We start from the raw sequence: 3698 nt of genomic DNA on the forward strand, positions 1-3698 counted from the left end.
CCTGGAGCAGCCGCCGGTGACCCGCGTGGACGAGCCCGCCGGGCAGGCGCTGGAGCGGCTGCGGGCCCAGGGCGGCCGGTGGGCCGTGGTCCTGGACCGGGCCGGTGATCTGCACGGCTGGGTCGGTGCCGGGGAACTGGTGGCGGGCGGCACGGTCGGGGAGCTGGCGCACCGGATGACCGCCTGGGTGCCGGTCGGCGCCCCGCTGAAGCAGGCGTTCGGGGTGATGCTCCAGTACGACGCCGGGTGGGTCGCCGTGCTGGAGGGGTCGCGGTTCCTCGGCGTGCTGACCCCGGCCAGGCTGCACGAGGCGCTACGGCGCTCGGTGGACGCCGACACGCGCGGGGTGAGGCGCGGACAGGTGCCGTTCGACTCGGTCGCGGACGCCTGAGACGGGCTACTTCAGCAGGCCCTTGTCCTTCAGGTAGGCGCGGGCCACGTCGGCCGGGAGCCGGCGCCAGCTGTCGACCTTCTGGTTCATGGCGGCCAGGTCGCCGGTGGTGAGGACGTCGTTGAGCCGGCCGAGCGCCTTCGTCACACCGGGGCCGCCCGCGCGGGCGCGGTTGACGACCGGGACGACGTAGTCGGCGTTCTGCAGCCGCTTGTCGTCGGCGAGCAGGACCAGGCCGAAGGCGCCGAGGGTGGCGTCGGTGGTGGTGGTCAGCACCATCTGGTCCCGGCCGGTCTGCACGGCCCGCTTGGCCGGGGTGGTGCCCACGCCCTTGGGGTCGATGCCGGTGACGTCGATGCCGTACACCTTCCGCAGGCCCGGCGCGCAGTACGGCCGCTGCACGCACTCGTCGCCCGCCGCGAGCCGTACCTTCAGCCCGGAGGCGCCGAGGTCGCTGAGGGTCCTCAGGCGGTGGCGGCGGGCGTAGGCCGCGGACACCGCGAAGGCGTTCTGGTCGACGGCCCGGCCCGGCGGGAGGACGGTGAGGCCGCGGGGTGCGGCGAGGCGGCGCAGGGCCCGCATGGTGGCGGCGAGGTCGGGCGAGCCGGCCGGGGGCACGCCGGCGCCGTGCGCCTTGGCGCCCAGCCAGTCGGCGAAGGTGGCCGCGTACTCGGGCACGACGTCGATCTGGCCGGATTCCAGAGCCGGTTCGTAGAGTTCCCGGTTGGCCACGGTGAGGACGGACGTCCGGTAGCCGGCCTGGTCCAGCAGCTGGGCGTAGAGCTGAGCGAGCAGGTCGCTCTCGGTGAAGCCGGCCGAACCGATGGTCAGGTGGCGGCTGTCGCCCGGCGGTGCGGTGACCTGGCCGCGGTGCTCCAGGGCCGGGCCGGTGGCACAGCCGCCCAGCACGAGGAGCGTGAGCGCGGCGAGCGCCCCGCGCCTCCTCATCGGCCGTCCCGGGCCCGTCTCGGCGCGAGCCGCTCGACGGCCTCGAAGACCCCCTCGACGAGCAGGGCGAACACGGCGACGAGCAGCGCGCCCGCGACCACCTGCGGGGTGCTGGCGAGATTGAACCCGGCCGTGATGATCCGGCCGAGCCCGCCGCCGCCCGCGAGCGCGGCGATGGTGGCGGTGGCCACGAGCTGGACGGCGGCGATCCGTACCCCGTTCAGCACCAGGGGGAGCGAAAGGGGCAGTTCCACGTGAAACAGCACCTGTCGGCCGGTCATGCCCATGCCCCGGGCGGCCTGGACGACACTCCGGTCGACCTCGCGCACGCCGACGTAGGCGTTGGTGAGCAGCGGCGGTACGGCGAACAGCACCAGGGCCACCACCGTCGGGCCCTCGCCCCAGTCGCCGACCGGGGTCAGGAGCAGCAGCACCAGGACGGCGAAGGTGGGCACGGCCCGGCCGACGTTGGAGAGGTTCACGGCGAGCGCGCCGCCCTTGCCGAGGTGGCCGAGGACCAGGGCGACGGGCAGCGCGATCAGACAGCTGAGCAGCAGGCAGACGACGGTGAGCGCGAGGTGCTGGAGCAGCCGGTGCCGGATGCCGTCGTCGCCCGACCAGTGCGCGGGGTCGGTGAGCCAGTCCCAGGCGGCGGTGAGGGCGTTCACGCGCGGCCCGCCCGGGACCAGGGCGTGATCAGCCGCTGCACGCCCAGCAGGAGCAGGTCGGCGGCGACGGCGATGAGCACGCACAGCACGGACGCGGTGAGCACCTGGGCCTTGAAGTAGGTGTTCATGCCCGCGTAGATGAGGTTGCCCAGGCCCCCGAAGCCGACGATCGCGCCGACCGTGACCAGGGACACCGCCGAGACGGTGGCGATGCGCAGGCCGGCCATCGCGGCGGGCAGGGCGAGGGGCAGCTCCACGGCGAGGAGCAGGCGGAGGGGCCCGTAGCCGAGGCCGAGCGCGGCCTGCCGGGTCTCCTCCGGGACCGCGCGCAGTCCGGCGAGGATGTTGCGCACGAGCAGGGTGAGCGAGTACAGCACCAGTCCGGCGACGACCAGGTCGGCCGAGAGGCCGTACAGGGGCAGCAGCAGGGAGAACATGGCCAGCGACGGGATGGTGTAGAGGACCGTCGTGACGGCGAGGACCGGGCCGGCCGCCCAGCGCCGGCGGCGGGCGAGTACCGCCAGCGGCAGGGCGACGAGCAGGCCGATCAGGACGGAGAGGAAGGTCAGCTGCAGGTGCTGGACGACGGCGTCGAGCAGGATCTGCCGGCGGGTGCTCAGATAGGCGCCGCAGATCCACTCGTTGCGCGCGAGGCAGTCGTCCGGGGGCGCGGTCACGGCTCCATTGGACCGGGCCCCCCACGCCACCGGCGCGCCGGACTGACCCGTCCGGGGCAACCGGCGCCTCCGGCCGTCTCGGCGGGAGCCGGGCGGCGCCCCGGGCGGTGTCCGCGGGACCGGGCGGCGCTTCCGGCGGTGTCCGCAGGAACCTGTCGGCGCCCCGGGTGACGCCGACGGGAGCCAGCCAACGCCTCCGCCGGTGTCCACAGAAGCCAACCGGCGCCCCGGGTGACGCCGACGCGAGCCAGCCAGCGCCGCGGGCGGTGTCGACGGGAGCCGGGCGGCGCCTCCGACGGTGCCCGCAGGAGCCTGCCAGCGCCCCGGGTGGCCTCCGCGGGAGTCAGCCGGCGCCTCCGGCGGTCTCGGCGGGAGCCGGGCGGCGCCACCGACGGTGCCCGCAGGAGCCTGCCAGCGCCCCGGGTGGCCTCCGCGGGAGTCAGCCGGCGCCTCCGGCGGTCTCGGCGGGAGCCGGGCGGCGCCCCGGGTGACGTCGACAGGAGCCAGCCAACGCCTCCGCCGGTGTCCACAGAAGCCAACCGGCGCCCCGGGTGACGCCGACGCGAGCCAGCCAACGCCTCCGCCGGTGTCCACAGAAGCCAACCGGCGCCCCGGGTGACGCCGACGCGAGCCGGCCGACGTTTCCGGGTGGGGTCGACGGGAGCCGGGCGGCGCTTCCGGCGGTGCCCGCAGGAACCTGTCGGCGCCCCGGGTGACGTCGACAGGAGCCAGCCGACGCCTCCGCCGGTGTCCACAGAAGCCGGGCGGCGCCCCGGGTGACGCCGACGCGAGCCAGCCACCGCCGCGGGCGGTGTCGACGGGAGCCAGCCAACGCCTCCGCCGGTGTTCACAGAAGCCGGGCGGCGCCCCGGGTGACGTCGACGGGAGCCAGCCAGCGCCGCGGGCGGTGTCCGCAGGAGCCGTGCGGCGCTTCCGGCGGTGCCCGCAGGAGCCTGCCAGCGCCCCGGGTGGCCTCCGCGGGAGTCAGCCGGCGCCTCCGGCGGTCTCGGCGGG

General features: G+C 75.9%; 4 protein-coding genes. 1 reads left to right on the forward strand and 3 read right to left on the reverse strand.

The genetic code is table 11. The features are described from left to right. Positions 1-391: CBS domain-containing protein (locus tag IE312_RS41695; protein WP_368860023.1), on the forward strand; the 391-nt coding region annotated here is incomplete at its 5' end. Between the two features lie 6 nt (positions 392-397). Here the strand turns inward: IE312_RS41695 and IE312_RS24190 are convergent. From IE312_RS24190 to IE312_RS24200, 3 genes are read right to left on the reverse strand one after another with little or no spacing between them, the layout of a single operon-like run. Further along, positions 398-1339: an ABC transporter substrate-binding protein gene (locus IE312_RS24190; RefSeq protein WP_189984424.1), complete on the reverse strand. Its 942-nt coding sequence runs from the start codon at positions 1337-1339 to the stop codon at positions 398-400. Next, the gene (locus IE312_RS24195; protein WP_189984425.1) at positions 1336-2007 is read right to left on the reverse strand and encodes an ABC transporter permease; all 672 of its coding nucleotides are present in this window, start codon (positions 2005-2007) and stop codon (positions 1336-1338) included. The genes IE312_RS24190 and IE312_RS24195 overlap by 4 nt, the downstream gene beginning before the upstream one ends. Further along, a complete protein-coding gene (locus IE312_RS24200) occupies positions 2004-2684 on the reverse strand; it encodes an ABC transporter permease (RefSeq protein ID WP_189984426.1) in 681 nt (226 codons plus the stop codon). The genes IE312_RS24195 and IE312_RS24200 overlap by 4 nt, the downstream gene beginning before the upstream one ends. Between the last annotated feature and the right edge of the window lie 1014 nt (positions 2685-3698).

Source organism: Streptomyces capoamus (genome assembly GCF_014654935.1).
Taxonomy (GTDB): domain Bacteria; phylum Actinomycetota; class Actinomycetes; order Streptomycetales; family Streptomycetaceae; genus Streptomyces; species Streptomyces capoamus.